Origin of the sequence: Catellatospora coxensis, assembly GCF_016862635.1 — a bacterium.
GTDB classification, from domain to species: domain Bacteria; phylum Actinomycetota; class Actinomycetes; order Mycobacteriales; family Micromonosporaceae; genus Catellatospora; species Catellatospora coxensis.
Window position 1 is genome coordinate 143,852 of sequence record NZ_BONI01000004.1, and the last position, 21,278, is coordinate 165,129.

A 21,278-nucleotide genomic window follows, 5' to 3' on the forward strand; every position below is an offset into this window, starting at 1 on the left:
ACGGACGATCGTCAGGGCCGCCAGGTGTAGCGGTGTTCAGGGCGTCCGGTGCTGCCGTAGCGCATCCGCACCTCGGCCCGGCCGGACCGGACCAGGTGTTCGAGGTAGCGGCGGGTGCTGACCCGGGACAGCCCGGCCAGTTCGGCGCATTCGACCGCCGACAGGTCCCGCTCGCTGCCGCGCAGCACCCCGGCGACCAGGTCCGCGGTGGCGGTGGACAGGCCCTTGGGTAGGCTCGCCCCGCCCTGGGCGGTCAGGCCGAACAGCCGGTCCACCTCGGCCTGGCCGATCTGCGGGACGTCGGCCAGCCGCCGCATCCGCGCCGCGTACCGCTCCAGCTGCTCGCGCAGCGTGTCCGCGGCGAACGGCTTGATGATGTAGTGCACGACCCCGCCGTGCAGCGCGGCCCGGATGGTCCCCACATCGCTGGCCGCGGTGACGGCCAGCACGTCGACGGGGTGGGCCGCCTCGCGCAGCCGGCGCAGCACCTCCAGCCCCGAGATGTCGGGCAGGTAGATGTCCAGCAGGACCAGGTCCGGGCGCAGCCGCTCGACCGCCGCCAGGGCGTCCGCGCCGGTGTGCGCCGCGCCGACGACGGTGAAGCCGTCGACCCGCTGCACGAATCCGGTGTGGATGCGGGCGACCATGAAGTCGTCGTCGACGACCAGCACCCGGGTCATGCCCGCTGCCTGGGCAGCCGGGCGGTGAACGCGGCGCCCTCGACGGTCACCGACCCGCCGCGCGCGGTGCAGATCTGGCTGATCAGCGCCAGGCCGATGCCGCGGGGGCGCCCACCGTCCTTGGTGGTGAAGCCCCGGGTGAACACCGCCTGAGCCAGCTCCTGGGCCACTCCGGTGCCGGAGTCGTGCACGCGAACCTCCACCTCGTGGTCGTCCTGGCGGATGAGGACCCCGACCCGGCCGCCCGCCGGAGCGGCGTCGATGCCGTTGTCGATCAGGTTGCCGATCACCGTGACGAGGTCGGCGACCAGCTGGCCGTCCGGCTGGGCGGCCAGCGCCGACGCGTCGTCGAGGGCCAGCTCCACGCGCTGCTCGGCAGCCGCGCTGGCCTTGGCGATCAGCAGCGCGGCCAGCGCCGGGTCGGCGATGCGGGACTGGACGCGGTGGCTGAGGTCCTCCTGGGCCTGGCCGGCGCGGATGATGAAGTTGACGGCGTCGTCGTACTGGCCGAGCTGGATCAGGCCGGAGATGGTGTGCAGCCGGTTGGTGAACTCGTGCGCCTGGGCGCGCAGGGTGTCGGTGGCGTGGCGGCTCAGGTCCAGCTCGCGTTCGAGGGAGGTCAGCTCGGTCCGGTCGCGCAGGGTGGTGACGGTGCCGACGGCGCGGCCCTGGACCAGCACCGGCATCTGGTTGAGGACCAGCACCCGGGACTGGAACAGCACGACGTGGTCGGGCTCGCCGCCGCCGCCGGTCAGCAGCTGGACGAGATCGTCGGGCACCCCGAGGCCGCGCAGCGGCCGGCCGGTCACGTCGTGGGGCAGGTCGAGCAGCCGCAGCGCCTCGTCGTTGGCGAGGGTGACCCGGCCCGAGGCGTCGAGGCCGAGCAGGCCTTCCTTGAGGCCGTGCAGCATCGCCTCCCGGTGCTCGACCAGGCCGGCGATCTCCCGCGGCTCCAGGCCCAGGGTCTGCCGCTTGACGCGCCTGGCCAGCAGCAGCGAGCCGCCGACCCCGAGCGCGGAGCCGAGCAGCAGGTACGTGAGCAGGTCGGGGGTGGCCTCGGCGAGCAGCTGGGGCCACGAGGGGTAGGTCTGGCCGGCCACGACCAGGCCGAGGATCCGCCCGTCGGCGGGGTCGATCACCGGGGCGTGGGCCTCCAGCACCCGCGCGGGGGTCAGCACCTCGCCGTGCCAGCCCTTGCCGCGCAGGCCGTCGCTGTCGCCCAGGTCGGCGCGGCGGCCCGCGTCCGGCCCGGTCAGCAGCCGGCCGGAGGCGTCGGTCAGCACCACGAACGAGACGCCGTTGGCGCCCCGGGCCGTCTCCGCCGCGGCGGCCAGGGAGTCGTGCCAGACGTCGGGCCCGATGCCCTGGCGGACCGTGTCGTTCCAGGCCAGGCTCTCGGCGATCGACCGGAGCTTGGTGCCCTCGTCGCGTTCGAAGGCGCCCTGGGCCTCGGCCATCGACACCGCGGCGACCGCGCCGACAGCCAGCAGCACGATGCCGAGCTGGAACAGCAGCAGCTGCCTGGCCAGGGAGAACTGCCGGCGCATGGGCTCCTCCTGGGCTCGGGCACCGCTAGGGTGGGCGGATGCTCCGTCGTACCGTACTCGCTGCTCCGCTGCTGGCAATGCTGGCGGCGAGCGGCTGCGGCGCGGACCGGGAGCCGGACCTGCGGCTGATGGTGCCCAACGCGCCGGGCAGCGGCTACGACATCACGGCCCGCACCGTGGCCACGTCCCTGCACGCGGCCGACGTCCACCGCAGCATCGAGGTGTTCAACCTGCCCGGCGCGGGCGGGATGGTCGGGCTGCAGCGGCTGGTGTACGAGCACGGCAACAGCGGCCTGATCATGCTGATGGGTCTCGGGCTGGTCGGGGCGCAGCACACCCTGCCGGTCCCGGCGCGGCTGTCGGACGTGACGGCGCTGGCTCGGCTCATCCAGGAACCGGAGATCGTCGTGGTCACCCGCGACTCGCCGCTGACGTCGCTGGCCGACCTCGTCGCGGCGTGGCGCGCCGACCCGGCGCGGTTGACGGTCGGGGGCGGCTCGTCGCGTGGCGGGCCCGACCATCTCGCGGCGATGCTGATGGCCGACGCGGCCGGCATCGCCCCGCCGACGGTCCGCTACCGGCAGTTCGACGGCGGCGGTGCGCTGCTGGCGGCGGTGCTGGGCAAGCGGGTCGCGTTCGCGGTGTCCAGCCTCGGCGAGTACGCCGAGCAGATCGAGGCGGGGCAGCTGCGGGTGCTCGCGGTCACCAGCCGCAGCCGCGCGGCGGGCGTGGACGCGCCGACCCTGCTGGAGGCGGGCCTGGACGTGGCGTTCGACAACTGGCGCGGGCTGGTCGCGCCGCCGGGCCTGTCGGCGGGGCAGCGGGCCGCGCTGTCGGACATGGTCGTGCAGCTGCGCGCGTCGCCGGCCTGGCGGGAGGCGCTGGCCGGGCACCGGTGGACCGACGCGTACCAGGACGGCGACGAGTTCGCCGCGTTCCTGCGCGAGCAGGATCAGTCGGTCACGAGGATCCTGGACGGCATGGGCCTGGCCCTGCCGAGCGCGTCCACCCGCTGACCGGGCGGATCAGCTCCCCATACCGGCTTTGAGCAGCAGTTCGATGAGATCCCAGGCCGCTTCGCCGGTCCAGACGAGCGTCGAGGCGGCCAGCGCGAGCGGGAGGAGCTGCCAGTGCGACGCGCCGGGCCGCGGCGGGTCGAGCAGGCTGGCGACACGGCGCGGGATCGCCCCGCCCCGGCCCGCGGCGTTCAGTCCCAGCCCCAGGGCGGGGGGCGCGGCCAGCGAGGCACGGCCGATCGCGTGGGCCACCGTGCGGCGGTTGCCGACCGCCCGCGCCGCCTGCTCGTCCGCGTCGCGTTCGACGAGGTAGCCGACGTGCCGGGCCACCCACCACAGCGCGGGGTGGCCGACCGCGGCGAGGTCGGCGAGGGCGACCAGGCGGTGGTGGCCGGCGTCGAGGTGGGCCTGCTCGTGGGCGATCACCGCGTCCAGCTGGGTGGCGGTGAGGTGCTCCCGCATGGCGGTGGTGACGACGATCCGGCCGGGCCGGCCCGGCACCGCGAACGCCTCGGGGCGCTCGTCGGGCAGCACCAGGACGGTGGCGGTGCCGTCGGTGAGGCTGCGGGCCTCGGCGAGCACGCGGCGGTGGCGGCGTGCTTTGACACTGACCGCCGTGACCGAGGCGGTCAGCAGCCCGACGCTGAGGATCGGGGCCCAGGCGACATGGGCGGTGTCCTGGTGGACGGTGTGCGCCGACCACCCGAATGCGGTGCCGACGGCGGGCACCTGCGCGACGGCCTTGAGCGCGAAGACGAGCAGGTTGGCGAGGCTCGCGGCTGCGGTCGCGGCTGCCGACCAGGCCACGACGTACGCGCCCCGGCCGGGTGGGAGCCGGTCGGCGACCAGCCGCAGGGCGATGCTGACGAGGGCGGGGGCGACGAGCACGGACCAGGCGAAATGATCGAACATGCCACACCTCCTGCCGCCGGATCCGCCGGGTCGAGTGTGCCATGCCCGGTGCCGGCCGCCCTGGCGGGGAAGCCGTGCCCAGGTCGACCGGCGGCGGCGCTCATGGCCGCACGGCGGCGCGCGTCATGCGGTTGCCGCAGCGATCGGCTGCGGTGTCCGGCGGCGGAACCAGCCGTGGATCTTGGCCGTTGCGCGTGGCACGGTCAGCGCGTACAGGACGCCGAAGACCAGGGACGCGATCAGCGCCAGCGGCCGGGACGTGTCGTCGATGAGCCGGAAGACCTGCCAGTGGGTCAGGTAGATGTACAGCGAGCTGGTCGCCAGCAGGGCGGCGGTGCGGTTGAGCAGCGGCAGGCTGGGCAGGTCGGTGATCCAGACCAGGATCAGCAGGCCGGCGACGATGACGGCTTCCCGGGCGGGGTCGCCGAACAGGCCCGGCACGGTCGCGGCGACGACGGCGCTGACCGCCAGCCGTTCGCGGGCGGAGGTCGCCTTGGCGGTCGCCCAGCCGAGCGCGAACAGCCAGAACACCACGACCGGGGTGGGCAGCCGCACGTCCGGGACGAGCTGGTAGCGCGCGATCAGGCCGAGCGCGGCCAGGGTGAGGGGCAGCGCGAACGGGTGGCGGCGCTCCAGCCGGTCGAACGTGGGCAGGCACAGCGCGATCAGCAGGATGACCAGGTAGTAGACCAGCGCCTCGACGAACCAGAAGTGCCACCAGTAGTTGGCGGTGTCCTCCGGAGCGAACAGGTAACCGAGCAGGAACACGCTGGCCGGTTCGTAGTCGTCGGTGAGCAGGTACATCGCGCCGATCCAGGTGACGGCGCCGAGCACGATGCGCGACATGCTGCGGGCGAGGTGGCGGACCCGTTCGCCGCGGGCGGCGGCGGTGAGGTGGAACCTGGCGAAGTTGAACCCGGCCACGCCGACGAGCACGTGCGCGCCGCCGGGCAGGTCGAAGACCTGGATGTGGCTGCCGACGATGAGCACGATCGCCAGGGCGCGCAGGGCGACGGTGGTGTCGACGCGCACTCGCCGCCACGGCGAGCAGTTCCTGGGTGCGGGGTCGCCGGCCGTGGTGGGCGGCCGGTCGGCGGCTGCGGCGAGCCGGCCCACGGGTGTGGTGTGCCAGTTCTCCGGCAGGCGGCCGAGCAGCTGTTGGAGCCGGATCGACATCTCGACGTAGGACAGCGAGTCCCCGCCGAGGCCGACGAAGGTGTCGTCGTCGCGGATGTCGTCGTGGCCCAGGATCCTGGCGAAGGCGCGGCGTACCGGGTCGGGGGTGTCCACCGCCGCGGGGGCGTCCTGCTCCCGGCCGGCCAGCGCGCGTACCGCCTGGTAGTCGGGTTTGCCGTTGGACAGCCGGGGCAGCTCGGCGACGGCGGCGACCCGGATCACGTGGCCGGGCAGCCCGTGGGCGGCGGCGACCGCGTGCCGTACGTGCTCGGGGCGGTGGCCGCCTTCGTAGGCGATCGCCAGGGTGTCGTCGTCGCCGGCGCAGGCGGCGACGATGCCCGCGGTACGCAGCCGTGCCTCGATCTGCTGCAGGTCCAGGCGCAGGCCGAAGATCTTCGCGAACCGGCTGCGCCGCCCGATGATCTCGTACAGGCCGTCGGGGGTGCGCCGGGCGATGTCGCCGGTGCGCAGCTCGTCGACGGTGCGGCCGAGGGCCAGGTCGGCGGGGGTGTGCGCGTAGCCGAGCATGACGTTGGGGCCGCGGTAGACCAGTTCGCCGGCGTCGGCCGGGGCGTCGTCGAGCGGGCTCAGGTGCAGGCTGCCGCCGGGCACGGGCACGCCGATGGCCTGCGGGTGGTGCGCCGCCAGCCCCGGCGGGAGGTACGCGATGCGGGCGGTGGCCTCGGTCTGGCCGTACATGACGAACAGGTCCCAGCCGGCGCGGCGGCCGAGCGCGGCGTAGTGGCGTACCTGCTGGGGGTCCAGGCGGCCGCCGGCCTGGGTGAGGTAGCGCAGGCTCGGCAGGCGCATCCGGTCGAAGCCGATCCGGTCGAGCAGCTCGAACGTGTACGGGACCGCGGCGAAGCTGGTCGCCCGGTGCTCGCCGAACAGCCGCCAGAATTCCGGCTCGACCACGGACAGGTCGGTGAGCAGCAGTGACGCGCCGCGCAGCAGGTGGCTGTTGATCACGGACAGGCCGTAGCAGTAGTGCATCGGCAGCGTGGTGACCGCGCGGTCGTCGGCGGTGAGGCCGAGATAGGCCGCGATGGATTCGGCGTTGGCCTGCAGGTTGTCGTGCGACAGCCGGACCAGTTTCGGCGAGCCGGTCGACCCGGACGTGCTCAGCAGCAGCGCGAGGTCCGGGTGCAGCTCGTGCGCGGTTCTGTCGCGTACGTCGTGGATGGTCTCGCCCGCCACGACGTCCGGGTCGTAGGCGGCGCGCAGCGCCTCGAACGCGGTCGGGCTGTCCCCGGGCGCGAGCAGCACCGGATGCCCGGCCGACAGCGCGGCGAGGTAGTTGACCAGCGCGTCGACCCGGTTGGCTCCGGCGACCATGACGAGGCGCCGCCGCGTCCCCAGCCGCGATGCCCGTCGGCTGACCAGCGCGGCGAGGTCGCGATAGGTGAGCACGCCGGTGTCGGTGATCAGCGCCGGGCGGTCGCCGTGCAGTATCAGGTCGCGGGCGAAGGGGACGCCCGCGGTGGCGGTTTCGGTGGCTACCAGAGTCATGAGGGGGCCTTAGGGCAGGCTTACCAAATCTAGGTTAGGATTTCCTAACTTCTACAGCCTGTCAAACCTGAGAGGGGAGTCGGCGTGCGTACCGACCGCAGACCCAGCACCGCCGTGACGATCGGGACCGATACCCGGCGCAAGGCCGCACCCCGCGCGGTCGTGGCTTCGCTCGCCGCGGCCGTGCTGCTCGCCGCCGGGCTGGCCGGCTGCTCCGGCGAGGAGCCCAAGGACATCACCGTCTACAGCGGACGGACCCAGTCGCTGGTCCAGCCGCTGATCGACGAGTTCACCAAGAAGACCGGCATCACCGTCGCCGTGCGCTACGGCACCACCGCGCAGACCGCCGCCCAGCTGCAGGAGGAGGGCGACAAGTCGCCCGCCGACGTGTTCCTGTCCCAGGACGCCGGAGCCCTCGGCGCGGTCGCCAAAGCCGGGCTGCTGGCCCAGGTCCCGGCCGAGCTGCTGGCCAAGGTCCCCGCGCCGTACCAGCACGCCGGCGGCCAGTGGGTGGGCGTGACCGGCCGGCTGCGCGTCTTCGCCTACAACGCCGACCAGGTCAAGCCCGAGGAGCTGCCGAAGTCGGTGCTGGACGTGACCGGCCCGCAGTGGAAGGGCCGGCTGGGCGTCGCGCCGACCAACGCCTCGTTCCAGACGTTCGTCACCGCACTGCGGGTGCAGCACGGCGACGCGAAGGCCAAGCAGTTCCTCGACGGCATCAAGGCCAACGAGCCGCAGATCCGCGACAACAACATCGTCATCGTCGGCGAGATCAACGACGGCAAGCTCCCGGCCGGCCTGGTCAACCACTACTACCTGTTCGAGAAGGCGGCCGAGCTCGGCGTCAGCCCCGACCAGCTCAAGGTCAAGCTGCACTACTTCGGCGACGGCGACACCGGCGGCCTGCTCAACGTCTCCGGGCTGGGCCTGCTGAAGAAGGCGTCCGGCAACGCCAAGGCCAAGCAGTTCATGGAGTACCTGCTCGGCGTCGACGGCCAGACCTACTTCGCGACCAAGACCTTCGAGTACCCGCTGATCGCGGGCGTGCCGACCGCGCCCGGCCTGCCGTCGCTGGCCGACCTGAAGATCCCGGCGATCAACCTCAACGACCTGGACACCCTCGCCGCGTCCGTCGAAATGATCAAGAATTCGGGGCTGACGTCCTGAGCACGTCCACCGGCACCGGACGGCGGGCGCGCACCGGCGCGCCCGCCCCACGGCGTGCCGTCCACCGGCTGCGCCGCCTCGCCCCCCGCCCGGTGCTGCTGACGGGCAGCCTGCTGGCCGTCGCCGTCGCGCTCATCCCGCTGGTCTACCTGGGCGTTCGCGCCGCCGAGGCGGGCGGCGAGCGCATCCGGGCGGAACTGCTCACCGGCGCGACCGCCGAGCTGGCCGCGACCAGCCTGGCCCTGGCCGCGCTCGTCACGGCCGGGTGCCTGCTGCTCGGGGTCGGCGCCGCGTTCCTGGTCACCCGCACCGACCTGCCGCTGCGGCGGACGTTCGGCGTGGTCGCGGCGCTGCCGCTGGCGATGCCGACCTACGTAGCCGCCTTCGGCTGGGTCTCGGTCGTCGACGGGTTCCACGGCTTCTGGCCCGCCGCCCTGGTGCTGACCTTCTGCTCCTTCCCGTACGTCTACCTGCCGGTCGCGGCCGCGCTGCGCTCCGTCGACCCGGCGGTCGAGGAGGTGTCGCAGTCGCTGGGCCGCGGCGGCCGGCGCACCTTCACCGGCGTGACCCTGCGCCAGATCCGCCCCGCCGTCGTCGCCGGCGGGCTGCTGGTCACCCTGTACGTGCTGTCCGACTTCGGCGCGGTCGCGCTGCTGCGGGTCAACACGTTCACCCGGTCCGTGTTCACGTCGTTCGACCTCGGCTTCGACCGCGTCGGCGCGCTGGTCCAGGCGACCGCCCTGGTCGTGGTCACCCTCGTGATCCTCGGCGCGGAGCTGGCCGTACGCCGCCACGACACCCGCTACGCCAAAGTGGGCGGCGGCACGCGCCGGCCCGCGCGCATCGTGCGCCTGGGCCCGTGGCGGGCCCCTGCCCTGCTGGCCATCGTCGCCGTCGCCGCCGGCAGCTTCGCGGTGCCGGGCGCGGCACTCGTGCGCTGGACGGCCGAAGGCGTGTCCCGGCCCGGCTCGCCGGCCGAGATCGCCGGCGCGGCCGCCAACTCGATGGGCGTGTCCGCGCTCGGGGCGGCGTTGACCATGCTGCTGGCCCTGCCGATCGGGCTGCTGACCGCCCGTGCCCCGGGCCCGCTGTCGGCGGTGCTGGACCGGCTGACCTACCTCACCCACGCGCTGCCCGGCCTGGTCGTCGGGCTGTCGCTGGTGTTCTTCGGCATCAACGTCGCCTACCCGCTCTACCAGACCCGGTGGCTGCTGGCGCTGGCCTACGCGACGCTGTTCCTGCCGCTGGCCGTCGGCGCGGTCGCGTCCGCCGCCGCGCTGTCGCCGCCCAGCCTGGAGGAGGCCGCCCGCTCCCTCGGTCGCGGGCCCTGGGCGGTGCTGCGCACCGTCACGCTGCCACTGACCCTGCCCGGCATCGGCGCGGGAGCCGCGCTGGTGTTCCTCACCTGCATGAAGGAACTGCCGGCGACCCTGCTGCTGCGTCCCACCGGGATGGACACCCTGGCCACCGAACTGTGGACGCACACCTCCGTCGCCGCCTACGCCGCCGCCTCGCCGTACGCGGCACTGCTCGTCATCCTGTCCGCGGGGCCGGTGCTGGTGCTGGCCCGCCGCGCGCTCACCCCCGGAGGCACCCCGTGAACGCACTCGTCGTACGCGCCGCGCACAAGGCGTTCGGGCCGGTGAAAGCCCTCGACGGCGCCGAGCTGACGGTGCCCGCCGGCTCGCTGACCGCGGTGCTGGGCCCGTCCGGCTGCGGCAAGACGACCCTGCTGCGCTGCGTCGCCGGCTTCGAGCACCTCGACGCCGGTGAGATCACCCTCGGCGACCGTGCCGTGTCCGGCTCCGGCCGCCACGTCCCGGCGCACCGGCGCGGCGTGGCCGTCGTGCCGCAGGACGGCGCGCTGTTCCCGCACCTGGACGTCGCCGGCAACGTCGGCTACGGCCTCGACGCCGCGCAGCGCCGTAGCGGCCGCGTCGACCAGGTCCTCGAACTGGTCGGGCTGGCCGGCTACGGCAGGCGTATGCCGCACCAGCTCTCCGGCGGCCAGCAGCAGCGCGTCGCCGTCGCCAGGGCGCTGGCCCCCCGCCCCCGGCTGGTGCTGCTCGACGAGCCGTTCAGCGCGCTGGACGCCGGGCTGCGCGCCGGGCTGCGCGCCGACGTGCGCGCCGCGCTGCACGCCGACGGCGCGACCGCCGTGCTGGTCACCCACGACCAGGGCGAGGCGCTGTCGATGGCCGACCAGGTCGTGGTCATGCACCAGGGCCGGGTACGCCGCCAGGGCACCCCGCTGGAGGTGTACCGCACCCCCGGCGATCCGTGGGTCGCCCGGTTCGTCGGCGACGCCGTGCTGCTGCCCGGGACCGCCGGCGGTGACCGCGTCCCGACGCCGCTGGGCGAACTCGCCCTCGACCGCGCCTGCCACGACACCATCACCGTGCTGGTGCGGCCCGAGCAGATCCGGGTCACGCCACCCGACGCGGCACCTGACGCGGTGGCCGCGACCGTGCGCGGGCAGCTGTTCCACGGCCACGACGTCGTTCTGGACCTGCGGCTCGACGACGGAACCCCGGTCACCGCACGGGTGCTCGACCGCGGGCAGCAACTCGTGCCGGGCCAGCGCGTCGGGCTCACCGTCGACGGGCCCGTGCACGCCATGCCCGGCCCCGAGCCGGTGGCCGGGTGACGGTGCGAGGCGGCACGGAACAGTTCGGCGGCGGGCCGGTCGATGACCCCGACCCGACCGCTACCCGACCACCGCCTCGGCCTTACAGGCGATCAGCTGCACCTCCTGGAACTGCCGCTTGTCCTCGGGCTGGGGTTCGCGCACCATCCGGCCGACCTCGGCCAGCCCGGCCTTGCGCAGCATCGCGGCGAGGTGGTCGGGCCACCACCGGTAGGCCGGCGCGACCGAGTGGTCGAAGACCTGCGTCGGGTGCGACGGATCCTCGCTGGCCGAGAAGCCGATCAGCAGGTGGCCGCCGGGTGCCAGCACCCGGTGGAACTCGTCCAGGATGGCGGGGACGTCCTGCGGCGGCGTGTGAATGATGGACCAGCGCGACAGCACGCCGCTGAGCGTGCCGTCGGCGATGTCCAACGCGGCCATCGAGCCCACGTCGAACCGCAGGTCCGGATAGGCCTCCCGAGCCAACGTGATCATCGCTGGCGAGACGTCGACCCCCGACGCCGCCAACCCCAGCTTGTGCAGGTGAGCGGTGACGTAGCCGGGCCCGCAGCCCAGGTCCGCGACCCGGGTGTCCCCGCTCGTCCGCACCAGCTCGGCGAAGGCGTCCAGGATCGCGCGGTCCAGGGGCCTGTCCTGCAGCGAGTCGCTGAACAGCTGCGCATAGGCGAGGGCAGCGGCGTCGTAACTGTCGCGGGTGGCGGCGAGGGAATCGTGTTCGACCATTTGTACGACAGTAGTGCGCGGCCCCCCACGCCGCCGTCCGGGACCAGGCGGCCGACCTGCTCGTCGACGCCGCGGCACCAGTCTGTGACCGGCTCGACCCCGGCGCGGTACGCGCGCGGCTGCACCGCGCCGACGCGGCGACCCGGTCCGGGGCTGGAGTTCGCGCTCAACCTCGACGTGTGGCTGCGGCCGGGGCGCGGATCGCCGGCGGCGTCCAAGTCGTGACCGGACACCGTGCCAGAATCGTTCGTGCGCAACGAGCATCGCCTGCCGACCAGGACGCCAGAGTCGCGAGCCTTCGCCGAGCGCGTACAGCTGGTCATGGGTCTGACCGCGCGCCTGAACCTGCTGCCGTTCGACGACCTGGACGCGCGCCGGACGGTGCTCGCCCAGATCTTCGGCAGGCCCGTGCCGGACTCGCTGTCGATCCTGCCGCCGTTCTACTGCGACTACGGGCTCGGGGCGTCGTTCGGGGAGCGCGTGTTCATCAACCAGGGCTGCTACTTCCTCGACTACGGCGGCATCACCATCGGCGACCGCGTCCTGATCGGTCCGAGCGTCACGCTGAGCACGGCCGGACACCCGGTCGAGGTCGACGAACGCTACGACTACATCACGCACGCGCCGATCGTCATCGAGGACGACGTGTGGATCGGGGCCGCGGCCACGGTCACGCCCGGTGTGACGATCGGCCGCGGCTCGGTCGTCGGCGCGGGCGCGGTCGTCGCCAAGGACGTGCCGCCTTTGAGCGTGGTGACGGCGACGAGCATCGTCGAGCGCAAACGTCTGCGGCCACCGGCGGCGAGCCCGCCCCGGTAGCATTCGCGCCGTGCGAACACTGGTGCAGTACACCGACGCGCTGTCCGCAGCGGCCAACACACTGGACCTCAAGGCGTACGACGACGCGCTGAGCGGCATCATCCAGGTCGGGGCGTCCGCGCCGCGAGAGCAGGTCGACGCGGCGCTGGAACGCATCCGGCCGATGGTGGAGACGATGCCGCTGAGCCCCGGGGCGGGGCTCGCCCGGGTCGCGGCCAACCTGTGCCTGCACGGCAGTGACGTCAACGTGCTGCTGCCCGTGTTCGTCGAGCGGGCCTGCCAGGCGATGGACAACACGTTCGTGTTCAACACGTACTGGGACGAGGCCATCGGCCGGCCGGTGCCGCGGCCCGCGCGTGAGCACGAGGCCGTCCCCGACATGCAGCGTTTCGTCGACGTGGCGTGCCGCCACGGCGTGGCCAAGGACCAGGCGATCGAGGTGGCCGAAGCCTGGGCCTTCGTGGGCGCCTGGGTGCAGCCGGTGCTGTTCCTGGCGCAGTACCGGCCGGTCCGGGCGGCGCTCCCGCAGCGCGAGCGCCTCATCGAGCTGGTCGGGGTGGCCCGGCGCTTCGTCGAGCAGGCGCACTTCCTGCACGGGTTGCTGCACGTGCTCGACGACGAGCCGCTGATCGTGCTGCACCGGGAGACCGGCCGGGGTTTCCGGCTGCGGCTGACCGGTGTCGGCGACGACCGCCAACTGCACACCCTGCTGGCCGGGCTGCTCATCGGGCCCGAATCGCCGGGCGGGCTGGCCGGTCGGCGGCCCTCCGACAGTGAGCTCGTCGCCGCCACCTTCGGTGAGCGGCTCGACCTGGACGAGCCCGTCACCGGCACGATCATCCTCAACGACGCCGCCGGTGAGTGGGTGTGGAACGGGATTCCCTCCGACATCGCCGCCGTCGACGGGGTGCGGGTGGTGGTCATCGACCCGCCGACCGTCGAACGCACCTGGAAGACCGCCCGCGTCTACCCGTACCTGGAGCCCGGGATCGCGTTCGACGGCGAGCTGCCCGCACCGGAGGCCGCCGCCTGGCTGAGCCGCTGCGCCCCGCCGACGCGGGTCGGCTGAGGGGTGGTGGCACCGGCCGCCGGACACCCGGCGGCCGGTGCGCTCAGGCCGGCAGCTGGGCGAGCTGGAGCTCGACGGCCGACTTGACGTCGTCTGTCAGGGCCTCGGTCCGCTTCTGATCCGGACCGTATGTGTGGATGACGACCGCTACACTCCCGCGCCCGAAATACGTGTAGCAATTCACTTTCTTGTCCGCGTTGCTGGTGAAGCAGGCGGCCGTGGCGCTGTAGGCGGTCGACGTCAGGTCGATGTCCCGGACCGCGATCTTGGTGTAAGTGACTCCGGCGTCACGGTATGACTTGCATTTCCCCAGTAGGGACTCGGCCTTGGCCACGACGTCCTTGGCCTTCTCCTTCGGCAGCACCAGGACTTCCTGCGCGACGACCCCGAAGTTCTCGGCGGACTGATCCGCGGCGACGATCCAGGACCGGACGTGGGTCAGGGCATCGCCCGCGTCGGCGGTGGAGGAGGCGGGACGCTCGCCGCATGCGGTCACGATGCCGGCGGGGAAGCCCTTCCACCAGTGGTCATCGACCGCGCGTTCCTGCCGGCCGGGCAGGTCCACCACCGAGAGCAGGAGCTCGTCGGTGATCATGGCCGTTTCCATGAGCTGGTTGGGGCTGAAGGAGGGCGTCGGCGACGGGGCGGCCGCCGTGGGGGAGGCCGGCGGCGCCGAGGGCCCGGCCGGCCCGGCCGGTGCGGCCGCACTGCAGCCGCCTGCGAACATGACGGCGACGACGGCCAGTGGTACGAGGCGTTTCAAGGTTCTTGCTCCTGTGATCGGTAAGGGATGCCGCACCGTACCCGCTGCGCCGTCGTCGGGCAGTCCCAGGCCGAACCGTCTGTGCGGTCACGCCGCCGGAGCCGCCGGCAGGCCGGCGAGGAAACGCCGGCCTGCCGGCGGTCTCAGCCCGGTGACGACTCGTTGGCGGCGTGGTGGTCGCGGATCACCTTGCGCAGTGCGGGCAGCGCGGGGCCCGCTTGCCGGGTGAGGGATTCCAGGCGCTTGGCGTACTGGCGGACCTGGGCCCGGCTGATGGCGATGCGGATCTCGCCGGTCGCGGCCAGCGCGGTCAGGGCCGCGTCACCAGGGTCGGCGGTGCCACCGTTGAGGGTGTGGCTGACGGTGGAGCGGAGCCGGGCGACCGTGCGGTGCTCGTGGAGCTTGACCCTGGTGGCGGGGAAGATCCCCAGGATGCGGTAGCGCTCGGTGGTGATGACACGGTCGTCGGCCAGCCGCTGCTGGACCGCGCGGAACAGGGGAGTCTGGCCGCGGTGCACCCACCAGGACCACTTCTTCGGTTTGGGCGCGGACGCGATCTCCCGCAGCACCTCGGCCAGCAGCGGGTCGGTGACCTTGGTGTTCGCCGCGCGAGGCTTGCCGTCGTCATCGGACAGCGCACCCAGCTGGACCAGCTCGGTGAGCGCCGCGGCGCGAAGCACGTATCCCAGGTAGCCGTTGCAGGTCAGCCTGCCTTTGTCGGTGTTGTAGGCCAGCAGGTAGACCCGGGAGGTGAGGGGCAGCTCCATGACCAGCTCTCCATCTGACAGGTTGGGGGTCGGCCGCCATGACGGTATCATAGTGATATCACTTGCGCTGCGGGCATCGTGCGGGGTCTGGCGCCTCAGGCGCGTGGGGTGATCGACTCAGCGGGATCTGAGTACGTGCGCTCATGCGCGCCCGGCCCGCCGCGACCAGCATGGGATCCATGGACGGGCTCTATATCGGATCCTTCGCCCACGCACTCGGTGCGCGGAAACGACATCTACGCGAGTCGGCCGAGGCGGGACTGCTGCGGTCGGCTCCGGAGGACCTGGAAGCGGCCGGCTTCCGCTGGCACCACATCTGCGAGCCGGACGGCAGCGCATACGACCTGGCCCGCTCGGCGGTCGCGGAGATCGCCGCCCGAGGCGAGCTCACCGACATCGACGCGATCGTGTACGCCACGTGCCTGCCCGACGGCGGGACCCGCACCGGTCCGGTCCGCGACGTCAAGGAGCTGATGGACTTCCCGGCCGGCCGGCTGCAGGCCGAGTTCGGCCTGTCCCGGGCGATCGTGGTCGGGCTGCACCAGCAGGCCTGCACCGGCGTGCTCGGGGCGCTGCGGGTCGCCGGCGCGCTGCTGACGACCGAGCCCGGCTGGCGGCGGGTGCTGTGCGTGACCGCCGACCGGTTTCCCGACGGCGCCTGGTACGAGCAGGCGTACAACCTCATCTCGGACGGGGCCGCGGCCTGCGTGGTCGGCCGGGAGCCCGACGTGTGCCGGCTGCTGACCGTGCACCAGATCACCAACGGCGGCCTGGGCCGGGCCGGCGACGACGAGACCGTCGGCACCTACTTCGCCTACACCCACCGGCTGGTCCGGGAGGCCGCCGCGCGGGTCGGGCTGGCCCCGGCCGAGCTGGACTGGGTCGTCACCCAGAACACCAACGACAAGGCCTGGCAGATCCTCGCCCGGCTGCTCGGCGTCGACCACGCCCGGGTCTGGGCGCCGACGCTGCCCGACGTCGGGCACGTCATCTCGGCCGACCCGGTCGTCAACCTGTCGGCGCTGCTCGACTCGGGCCGGGCGCGGCCGGGGCAGCGGATCGCGCTGCCGATGGCCGGGTTCGGGCTCAACTGGCAGTGCGCGGTGCTGGAGGTGGTCGGGCGATGAGCGCACTGGCGACCGCGCTGGCCCAGGTGTCGGAGACCGCGGACCGGCTCAGCCGGCTGTCGGCCCGGGCGCACCAGAATCCGTACACCCTGGTCGACTGGCCGACGGCGGTCGATCCGGAACGCGACTGGTTCGGCACCCCGGAGTACGTCAGCCTGCACGGCACAGCGGTGTGGGAGGGCCTGGACGACACGGCACGCCGCCGGGTCGCGTTCCACGAGGCGGCCGGCTTCTTCAGCCTCAACATCCACGGGGAGAAGTCGCTGATCCAGGGCCTGGCGGCGCGGCTGTACCGCAGCGACCTGGCCGGCGCCGCCGGCTACCTGCACCACTTCCTGGACGAGGAGAACAAGCACAGCGTCTACTTCGGCGGCTTCTGCACCCGCTATGCGCGGGTCCACCGCAGCCGCCAGGCGTCGTTGCGCACCGACCGGCCGCGTGATGTCGACGACCTGCTGTTCTTCGCCAAGACGCTGATCTTCGAGGAGATCGTGGACCACTACAACCGGGTGCAGGCCCGCGACGGGCGGCTGCACCCGCTGGCCCGGTTCATCAACGACCACCACCACCGCGAGGAGGCCCGGCACCTGGTGTTCGGCCGCCGGCTGGTGACGGCGCTGTGGCAGGCGGGGGACTGGGACGCGCGGACCGCCGCCGAGATCCGCGACGACCTCGGCCGGTTCGTGACCGCGACCTGGCGCGAGTACTACCACCCCGACGTGTACGCCGACGCCGGGCTCGACGACCCGTGGGAGCTGGCGGAGACGGCCTGGTCCGCGCCCGCCCAGCGGGCCCACCGGCGCAACGTTTCCGCGGACTGCCTGCGCTTCCTGGCGACGGCGGGTGTGCTCACGGAGGAGCCGGCCGATGCGTTCTGAGACCGAGATCCGCGCGGAACTGCGGACGTTCGTACAGCGCCACGCCGGGCAGGTCGCGATCACCGATGACATGCCGCTGTTCACGCTGCGCGTGCTGCGGTCGGTGCACCTGCCCGAACTGATCATCCTGCTGGAGCGGCTGCGCGGCGCGCCCATCGACGTGGAGCAGCTGCGGATGGGCGACTTCGACGGCATCGACGCCATGATGGCGAGTTTCGGGGGCAAGCCGTGAACACACTCACCGAACTGACCGGGATCGGGCTGCGCTGGGACCCCAGCGGCCAGGCCGGGCTGACCGGGCCGCTGCTGGCGCTCGCCGGCGACTGCGACCGCGCGTTCCAGCACCTCGCGAGCCGTTGGGGCTGCCCGGAGGAGGCGTACGCGGCGACGCTGCCCGCCGCGGCCCTGCACGGGCATCTGCGGTCCTTCCCGCACCAGGTCACCTTCGCGGCGGCGCTCGACCCGGCCGAGTCCAACCTCGCCGAGTTCGCCGACGGCCCGGTGCTGGACCGGTCCGGGGCGGTCGCGCTGACCCGCACGGCCCCGGTGACCGCCGTGCTCACCCCGGCGGCCTGCTACCACGTCTACCACGCACACCGAGGCGAGCAGCTGCCGGCGGCCGCCTACGTCACCACCCGCAACACCTGCTTCCGGCGCGAGCCGCGGTACGAGCCGCTGCGCCGCCAGTGGACCTTCGCGATGCGGGAGATCGTGTGCCTGGGCACGGCCGAGGAGGCCACATCGTTCCTGGCCGAGGCCCGGGCGGCCGTCGACGAGTTCGCCCGGCTGATCGACCTGCCGCTGGCCTGGACACCGGCGACGGACCCGTTCTTCCGCCCCGATCACCACCCCGGCCACCTGCTGCAGCGCATCCAGCCGGTCAAGCACGAGGCGACGTACGGCGGCTCGCTGGCCCTGGGCTCGGCCAACCTGCACCACGACCATTTCGGGTCGGCGTTCGGCATCACCCGCGGCGGCGCCCCGGCCACCACCGCCTGCCTCGCCTTCGGCGTCGAACGGTGGCTGTACGCCCTGGTCGACCGGCACGGCGCCGAGCCGGGCGGCTGGCCGGACCTGCTCGCCGCGGCCGGACAGGCGGTGGCCCGATGACCACGCTGATCACCGGCGCGGACGGCTACCTGGGACGACGCATCGTGGCCGCGCTGCGCGGCGAGGACCTGATCCTCGCGGTGCGCTGCGCCGACCAGGCTGAACTCGACCGCAAGCGGGCGCTGCTGGCCCGGGTCACCGACGCCCCGGTCGTGCCGGCCGACCTGCGCGACGACGACCCGTTCGCGCACGTGGACCCCAGGTCGGTCACGCGGATCGTGCACGCCGCCGCCGTCATCCGCTTCGACGTCAGCCGCGACACCGCCGACCGGGTCAACGCGTCCGGCACGGCACGCGTACGCGAATTCGCGCGACGCTGCGACCGGCTCGACCGGCTGATGCTGCTGTCCACCCTGTACAGCGCGGGCCGCCGCCGCGGCGAGGTGCACGAGACCCGCCACGACGACGCCGGGTTCGTCAACCACTACGAGTGGTCCAAGTGGGCGGCCGAGGAGTGCCTGCTCGACGCGCCGGGGCTGCCGGTGACGGTGGTACGCCTGCCGACGCTGATCGCCGAGGACGGCGGCGGCGAGGTCGGGCAGTACAACGCGTTCCACCACACGATGCGGCTCTACCACTCCGGCCTGCTGACACTGCTGCCCGGAGACCCGGCGACACCGCTGAGCCTGGCCACGGCCGAGTTCACCGTCGCCGGCGTGACCGCCCTGCTCACCGCACCACCGGGCATCTACCAGCTCTGCCCCGGCCCGGTGACGCTCGGCACCGCGATCGACACCGCCTTCGCCGTGTTCGAGCAGGACCCCGGCTTCCGCCGGCGCATGCTGCCCCGCCCCATCCCGTGCGACCGGGCCAGTTTCCACGACATGGCCCAGGCCGCCAGGCGGCTGCGCGGCGGCCCGCTGCAGCCCGCGCTCGCCTCGGTCGCACCCTTCGCCGAACAGCTCTACCTGCCCAAACACTTCCGGACCGACCGCCTGCGGGCGGCGTGGCCCGGCTACCAGGCACAGGACGCCACGGCCGTGGTCGAGGCCGCGTGCGCCGACCTGATCGAGAGGAGCTTCCATGTCACAGCGCACTGACCCGCAAGCACCACCGCATGCGGTACGGCGGACCGAACTGCCCGGCGCCGTCGACGACCGGCTGTACTTCGCCCAGGTCCGGGAGGACCCGAAACTGGAGATCGCCGCCTTCGCCGGGCGGTGGAACGGGCCGATCGCCGTGGTCGGCTCGGCCGGCTGCACGGCCCTGTCGCTGCTGGCCGCCGGTGCCGCCGAGGTCGTCGGCGTCGACGTCAACCGCACCCAGAACCACCTCGTGGAGCTGAAAGCGGCCGCGGTCGCCCGGCTCGAACCCGGTGCGGCGCTGGGGCTGCTCGGCGGCGCGCCCATGGCCGCGGCCGCGCGGCAGCAGGCGTACGCCCAGGTCCGGGACGCGCTCACGCCCGGGGCACGCGGCCACTGGGACGCGCACCCGCGCGCCATCGACGCCGGAGTGCTGCAAGCCGGGGTCACCGAGCGGCTGATGCGCCTGATCGCCCGGACCCTGCGCGTGATCCACCCGCGCCGCCGGATCGAGACGCTGCTCGCCCTGCGGACACTCGACGAGCAGCGCGACTTCTACCGCCGCGACTGGGACACCGCCGGCTGGCGGCTGCTGTTCGCGGTGCTGTGCAACCGGCTGGTGCTGCGGCGCACCTACGACGAGCGGTTCTTCGCCCACGTCGAGGACCCCGGCTACGCCCGGCACTTCCGCCAGGTCGCCGAGCACACGCTGACCGACCTGGACATCGGTGGCAACTACTTCCTGCACCACCTGCTGACCGGCCGCTACCCGGCGGACTGCCTGCCGCCGTACCTGAGCGCGAAGGTGCCGGTGGACGGGCTCAGCCTGGTCGACGGCGCGTTCACCGACTACCTGCGTACCCGGCCCGACGGCAGCATGGCGGGCTTCGCCCTGTCCAACATCTGCGAATGGCTGACCCCCGGACAGGTCGACGAGCTGTTCGCCGAGATCGTCCGCACCGCCCGGCCGGGCGCCCGGCTGGTCTTCCGCAACTTCGTCGGCTGGACCGAGGTCCCGCCGCGCTGGCGCGACGCCGTACGGGAGGACCGGGCGCGGGGCGAGCAGCTGATGCGCACTGACCGCAGCCTGTGCCAGCGGCGCTTCGCGCTGTGCGAGGTGACGCCGTGAAGGTCCGCGACGCCCGGCCGGAGGACAACGCGGCGCTGGTCGACCTGGCGAGCCGCTGCGCGATGGATGGCGACCTGTCGCTGTGCGTCGACCGGCGGCCCGACTTCTTCGCGCTCAACCGCATCGCCGGGGACGGCTGGCGGGTCGGGGTCGTCGACGGCGACGACGGGCCGATCGCCTGCGTGGCGGCCGCCCGGCGGTCCGCGTTCATCGACGGCCGCCCGGCCCCGCTCGGGTACGTCGGCGACCTCAAAGTCCATCCGGCGTACCGGCGGCGCGGGGCCGCCCGCGTCCTGGCGCAGTGGGCGCAGGCGGCAGCCCGGGAGCTGACCGGCCCGGACGCGCCGCTGATCGGCACGGTCCTGGCCGGCAACGACGCCGTCGAGATGCTGCGCCGACAGGTCGAACCCGGGGTGCGCCGGCGGGCCACCATCCGATCGCACAGCATCGACCTGCTGACCCGCCGCCGCATCCCACCGAGCGACCTCACCGTGTCGGCGGCCGAACCGGCGGACGAGCCCGACATGGTCGAGCTGTGGCACCGGGTGGCAGCGTTGCGCCAGTTCGCGCCGGTCTGCGACGCGTTCCCACTCAGCCGGCCGGGCCTGGAGTACCTGCTGGCCCGGCGGCCGGGCGGGAAGCTCGCCGGGTTCGTCGGCCTGTGGAACCAGCACGACGTCAAGCAGATGCGGGTCACCGGCTACTCGCCCCGGATGGCGGCGGTGCGGGTCGCGTTCAACATCGCGGCCCCGCTGCTGCGGGCGCCCCGCCTGCCGCGTACGGGTGCGGAACTGAGCTACCGCACCGTGGTCAACCCGTGCGCGCCCGACCAGGCGACGCTGCGTCTCCTGCTCAGGCACGCCTGCAACCGGCTGCACGGGCAGCACTCGTTCCTCACCGTCGGCCTGGACGTCCGCGACCCGCTGAGCCAGGCGCTGACCGGCCTGCGCGCCCAGCCCACCGACGTCGACCTGCTCGTGCTCGGCGGGCCCGCCGACCAGGGCACACCGGTGCACTTCGAGATCGCCACGGTGTAGACCCGGAAGGAACCCGATCCGTTTCCGTTATGCGCTCGGCCCGCCACCCGTCTACATCGGCAGGAGCGCGATCCGGCCAGGGCAGCCGGAGCGGGACCCGAAACAGTGCCGCCGTATCGCTCGCCGGGGTGCGTGGCGGCGCGCACCCCGCGTGCGTTCCCTCCGTTCACGGCACCTGGA

20 protein-coding genes are annotated in these 21,278 nt (G+C 73.3%); 13 read left to right on the plus strand and 7 right to left on the minus strand.

Translation table 11 applies throughout. From position 1 onward, the window contains the following. Positions 1–11: 11 nt before the first annotated feature. A complete protein-coding gene (locus Cco03nite_RS03315; protein ID WP_203688417.1) occupies positions 12–680 on the minus strand; it encodes a response regulator in 669 nt (222 codons plus the stop codon). Beyond that, the gene (locus Cco03nite_RS03320) at positions 677–2,227 is read right to left on the minus strand and encodes a sensor histidine kinase (RefSeq protein WP_203688418.1); all 1,551 of its coding nucleotides are present in this window, start codon (positions 2,225–2,227) and stop codon (positions 677–679) included. Before Cco03nite_RS03320 ends, Cco03nite_RS03315 begins: the two co-directional genes overlap by 4 nt. A gap of 38 nt (positions 2,228–2,265) precedes the next feature. Between Cco03nite_RS03320 and Cco03nite_RS03325 the strand changes: the two genes are divergently transcribed. Next, the gene (locus Cco03nite_RS03325; RefSeq protein ID WP_239167073.1) at positions 2,266–3,243 is read left to right on the plus strand and encodes a tripartite tricarboxylate transporter substrate binding protein; all 978 of its coding nucleotides are present in this window, start codon (positions 2,266–2,268) and stop codon (positions 3,241–3,243) included. A gap of 9 nt (positions 3,244–3,252) precedes the next feature. Here Cco03nite_RS03325 and Cco03nite_RS03330 read toward each other — a convergent pair whose 3' ends face one another. Continuing rightward, entirely contained in the window at positions 3,253–4,155 is a 903-nt protein-coding gene (locus Cco03nite_RS03330; protein WP_203688419.1) for a M56 family metallopeptidase, read from the minus strand. Between the two features lie 123 nt (positions 4,156–4,278). Beyond that, positions 4,279–6,840, minus strand: a complete 2,562-nt coding sequence (locus Cco03nite_RS03335) for an AMP-binding protein (protein WP_239167074.1) — start codon at positions 6,838–6,840, stop codon at positions 4,279–4,281. A gap of 120 nt (positions 6,841–6,960) precedes the next feature. Between Cco03nite_RS03335 and Cco03nite_RS03340 the strand changes: the two genes are divergently transcribed. From Cco03nite_RS03340 to Cco03nite_RS03350, 3 genes are all read left to right on the plus strand, one after another. Then, complete coding sequence (locus tag Cco03nite_RS03340) at positions 6,961–8,007, plus strand: iron ABC transporter substrate-binding protein (RefSeq protein ID WP_373314208.1); 1,047 nt, start codon at positions 6,961–6,963, stop codon at positions 8,005–8,007. 68 nt (positions 8,008–8,075) lie between these two features. Next, positions 8,076–9,608 (plus strand): ABC transporter permease, encoded by a 1,533-nt coding sequence (locus tag Cco03nite_RS03345; protein WP_203688497.1) that lies wholly within the window; start codon positions 8,076–8,078, stop codon positions 9,606–9,608. Next, the gene (locus tag Cco03nite_RS03350; protein WP_203688420.1) at positions 9,605–10,654 is read left to right on the plus strand and encodes an ABC transporter ATP-binding protein; all 1,050 of its coding nucleotides are present in this window, start codon (positions 9,605–9,607) and stop codon (positions 10,652–10,654) included. The genes Cco03nite_RS03345 and Cco03nite_RS03350 overlap by 4 nt, the downstream gene beginning before the upstream one ends. Before the next feature lie 60 nt (positions 10,655–10,714). Here Cco03nite_RS03350 and Cco03nite_RS03355 read toward each other — a convergent pair whose 3' ends face one another. Next, a complete protein-coding gene (locus Cco03nite_RS03355; protein WP_203688421.1) occupies positions 10,715–11,377 on the minus strand; it encodes a class I SAM-dependent methyltransferase in 663 nt (220 codons plus the stop codon). A 249-nt stretch (positions 11,378–11,626) separates the two neighbouring features. Here Cco03nite_RS03355 and Cco03nite_RS03360 point away from each other — a divergent pair, with 249 nt between their 5' ends. Together Cco03nite_RS03360 and Cco03nite_RS03365 are read left to right on the plus strand one after the other, a co-directional pair. Then, positions 11,627–12,196 carry a sugar O-acetyltransferase gene (locus Cco03nite_RS03360; protein ID WP_239167076.1) on the plus strand — a complete coding sequence of 190 codons (570 nt, stop codon included), beginning with the start codon at positions 11,627–11,629 and terminating at the stop codon, positions 12,194–12,196. 10 nt (positions 12,197–12,206) lie between these two features. Continuing rightward, positions 12,207–13,265, plus strand: a complete 1,059-nt coding sequence (locus tag Cco03nite_RS03365) for a hypothetical protein (protein WP_203688422.1) — start codon at positions 12,207–12,209, stop codon at positions 13,263–13,265. A 43-nt stretch (positions 13,266–13,308) separates the two neighbouring features. Here Cco03nite_RS03365 and Cco03nite_RS03370 read toward each other — a convergent pair whose 3' ends face one another. Together Cco03nite_RS03370 and Cco03nite_RS03375 are read right to left on the minus strand one after the other, a co-directional pair. Continuing rightward, positions 13,309–13,860 carry a hypothetical protein gene (locus tag Cco03nite_RS03370; RefSeq protein WP_203688423.1) on the minus strand — a complete coding sequence of 184 codons (552 nt, stop codon included), beginning with the start codon at positions 13,858–13,860 and terminating at the stop codon, positions 13,309–13,311. A 311-nt stretch (positions 13,861–14,171) separates the two neighbouring features. Beyond that, the gene (locus tag Cco03nite_RS03375) at positions 14,172–14,795 is read right to left on the minus strand and encodes a GOLPH3/VPS74 family protein (protein WP_203688424.1); all 624 of its coding nucleotides are present in this window, start codon (positions 14,793–14,795) and stop codon (positions 14,172–14,174) included. A 179-nt stretch (positions 14,796–14,974) separates the two neighbouring features. Here Cco03nite_RS03375 and Cco03nite_RS03380 point away from each other — a divergent pair, with 179 nt between their 5' ends. The 7 genes from Cco03nite_RS03380 to Cco03nite_RS03410 are packed head-to-tail and all read left to right on the plus strand — an operon-like array spanning position 14,975 to position 21,098. Further along, the gene (locus Cco03nite_RS03380; protein ID WP_203688425.1) at positions 14,975–15,922 is read left to right on the plus strand and encodes a 3-oxoacyl-[acyl-carrier-protein] synthase III C-terminal domain-containing protein; all 948 of its coding nucleotides are present in this window, start codon (positions 14,975–14,977) and stop codon (positions 15,920–15,922) included. Further along, a complete protein-coding gene (locus Cco03nite_RS03385; RefSeq protein WP_203688426.1) occupies positions 15,919–16,800 on the plus strand; it encodes a diiron oxygenase in 882 nt (293 codons plus the stop codon). Before Cco03nite_RS03380 ends, Cco03nite_RS03385 begins: the two co-directional genes overlap by 4 nt. Beyond that, positions 16,790–17,032: a hypothetical protein gene (locus tag Cco03nite_RS03390; RefSeq protein WP_203688427.1), complete on the plus strand. Its 243-nt coding sequence runs from the start codon at positions 16,790–16,792 to the stop codon at positions 17,030–17,032. The genes Cco03nite_RS03385 and Cco03nite_RS03390 overlap by 11 nt, the downstream gene beginning before the upstream one ends. After that, complete coding sequence (locus Cco03nite_RS03395; protein WP_203688428.1) at positions 17,029–17,910, plus strand: class-II aminoacyl-tRNA synthetase family protein; 882 nt, start codon at positions 17,029–17,031, stop codon at positions 17,908–17,910. Before Cco03nite_RS03390 ends, Cco03nite_RS03395 begins: the two co-directional genes overlap by 4 nt. Further along, on the plus strand, positions 17,907–18,950 hold the full coding sequence (locus tag Cco03nite_RS03400; protein WP_203688429.1) for an SDR family oxidoreductase: 1,044 nt from the start codon (positions 17,907–17,909) through the stop codon (positions 18,948–18,950). Before Cco03nite_RS03395 ends, Cco03nite_RS03400 begins: the two co-directional genes overlap by 4 nt. Continuing rightward, the gene (locus Cco03nite_RS03405; protein WP_203688430.1) at positions 18,934–20,061 is read left to right on the plus strand and encodes a DUF3419 family protein; all 1,128 of its coding nucleotides are present in this window, start codon (positions 18,934–18,936) and stop codon (positions 20,059–20,061) included. Before Cco03nite_RS03400 ends, Cco03nite_RS03405 begins: the two co-directional genes overlap by 17 nt. Then, positions 20,058–21,098 carry a GNAT family N-acetyltransferase gene (locus Cco03nite_RS03410; protein ID WP_203688431.1) on the plus strand — a complete coding sequence of 347 codons (1,041 nt, stop codon included), beginning with the start codon at positions 20,058–20,060 and terminating at the stop codon, positions 21,096–21,098. Before Cco03nite_RS03405 ends, Cco03nite_RS03410 begins: the two co-directional genes overlap by 4 nt. Positions 21,099–21,278 lie beyond the last annotated feature (180 nt).

Excerpts from the sequence above, each read along its gene's own strand:
- Cco03nite_RS03385 (WP_203688426.1), top strand. The coding sequence starts at position 15,919 with ATGAGCGCACTGGCGACCGCGCTGGCCCAGGTGTCGGAGACCGCGGAC.
- Cco03nite_RS03370 (WP_203688423.1), bottom strand. The coding sequence starts at position 13,860 with ATGATCACCGACGAGCTCCTGCTCTCGGTGGTGGACCTGCCCGGCCGG.
- Cco03nite_RS03320 (WP_203688418.1), bottom strand. The coding sequence starts at position 2,227 with ATGCGCCGGCAGTTCTCCCTGGCCAGGCAGCTGCTGCTGTTCCAGCTC.
- Cco03nite_RS03380 (WP_203688425.1), top strand. The coding sequence starts at position 14,975 with ATGGACGGGCTCTATATCGGATCCTTCGCCCACGCACTCGGTGCGCGG.
- Cco03nite_RS03375 (WP_203688424.1), bottom strand. The coding sequence starts at position 14,795 with ATGGAGCTGCCCCTCACCTCCCGGGTCTACCTGCTGGCCTACAACACC.
- Cco03nite_RS03400 (WP_203688429.1), top strand. The coding sequence starts at position 17,907 with ATGACCACGCTGATCACCGGCGCGGACGGCTACCTGGGACGACGCATC.
- Cco03nite_RS03325 (WP_239167073.1), top strand. The coding sequence starts at position 2,266 with ATGCTCCGTCGTACCGTACTCGCTGCTCCGCTGCTGGCAATGCTGGCG.
- Cco03nite_RS03335 (WP_239167074.1), bottom strand. The coding sequence starts at position 6,840 with ATGACTCTGGTAGCCACCGAAACCGCCACCGCGGGCGTCCCCTTCGCC.
- Cco03nite_RS03355 (WP_203688421.1), bottom strand. The coding sequence starts at position 11,377 with ATGGTCGAACACGATTCCCTCGCCGCCACCCGCGACAGTTACGACGCC.
- Cco03nite_RS03405 (WP_203688430.1), top strand. The coding sequence starts at position 18,934 with ATGTCACAGCGCACTGACCCGCAAGCACCACCGCATGCGGTACGGCGG.
- Cco03nite_RS03330 (WP_203688419.1), bottom strand. The coding sequence starts at position 4,155 with ATGTTCGATCATTTCGCCTGGTCCGTGCTCGTCGCCCCCGCCCTCGTC.
- Cco03nite_RS03390 (WP_203688427.1), top strand. The coding sequence starts at position 16,790 with ATGCGTTCTGAGACCGAGATCCGCGCGGAACTGCGGACGTTCGTACAG.
- Cco03nite_RS03315 (WP_203688417.1), bottom strand. The coding sequence starts at position 680 with ATGACCCGGGTGCTGGTCGTCGACGACGACTTCATGGTCGCCCGCATC.